General features: G+C 66.9%; 1 protein-coding gene. It reads left to right on the forward strand.

Annotated features, from left to right (window positions below):
* Positions 1-1,190, forward strand: a 1,190-nt coding sequence (gene tuf / locus MKK54_RS00575; RefSeq protein WP_055949261.1) for an elongation factor Tu, incomplete at its 3' end; no start/stop codon positions are given.

Genomic DNA, 1,190 nt, shown 5'->3' on the forward strand with positions numbered 1-1,190 from the left:
ATGGCCAAAGAGAAATTTGCGCGTACGAAGCCGCACTGCAACATCGGCACGATCGGTCACGTCGATCACGGCAAGACGTCGCTGACGGCGGCGATCACGAAGGTTCTGGCCGAGACGGGCGGGGCGACGTTCACGGCGTACGACCAGATCGACAAGGCGCCGGAGGAGAAGGCGCGCGGGATCACGATCTCGACGGCGCACGTGGAATACGAGACCACGAACCGGCACTACGCCCACGTGGATTGCCCGGGCCACGCCGATTACGTGAAGAACATGATCACGGGTGCGGCGCAGATGGACGGCGCGATCCTGGTGGTGTCGGCGGCCGACGGCCCGATGCCGCAGACCCGCGAGCACATCCTGCTCGCCCGTCAGGTCGGCGTGCCGGCGCTGGTGGTGTTCCTGAACAAGGTCGACCTCGTGGACGACGCCGAGCTCCTCGAGCTCGTGGAGATGGAGGTGCGCGAGCTCCTCTCGAAGTACGACTTCCCCGGCGACGACATCCCGATCACCAAGGGCTCGGCCAAGGTGGCGCTGGACAACGGCGACAAGGCGATCGGCCACGACGCGGTGCTGGCGCTGATGGCGTCGGTGGACGCCTACATCCCGCAGCCGGAGCGTCCGATCGACAAGCCGTTCCTGATGCCCATCGAGGACGTGTTCTCGATCTCGGGCCGCGGCACGGTGGTGACGGGTCGCGTGGAGCGCGGCATCGTCAAGGTCGGCGAGACGGTGGAGATCGTGGGCATCCGCGACACCCAGACCACGACGGTCACGGGCGTCGAGATGTTCCGCAAGCTGCTCGACCAGGGCCAGGCGGGCGACAACGTCGGCGTGCTGCTGCGCGGCACCAAGCGCGAGGACGTCGAGCGCGGCCAGGTCGTGTGCAAGCCCGGCTCGGTCAAGCCCCACACCAAGTTCAAGGCCGAGGCCTACATCCTCACCAAGGAAGAGGGCGGCCGCCACACGCCGTTCTTCACCAACTACCGCCCGCAATTCTACTTCCGCACCACGGACGTGACCGGCGTGTGCGTGCTGCCCGAGGGCACCGAGATGGTGATGCCCGGCGACAGCGTGACCATGGACGTCACCCTGATCGTCCCCGTCGCCATGGAAGAGAAGCTGCGCTTCGCCATCCGTGAAGGCGGACGCACCGTCGGCGCAGGCGTCGTCGCCGCCATCAACGAGTA

This window comes from Methylobacterium sp. J-068 (assembly GCF_022829445.1).
In the GTDB taxonomy this organism is placed as follows: domain Bacteria; phylum Pseudomonadota; class Alphaproteobacteria; order Rhizobiales; family Beijerinckiaceae; genus Methylobacterium.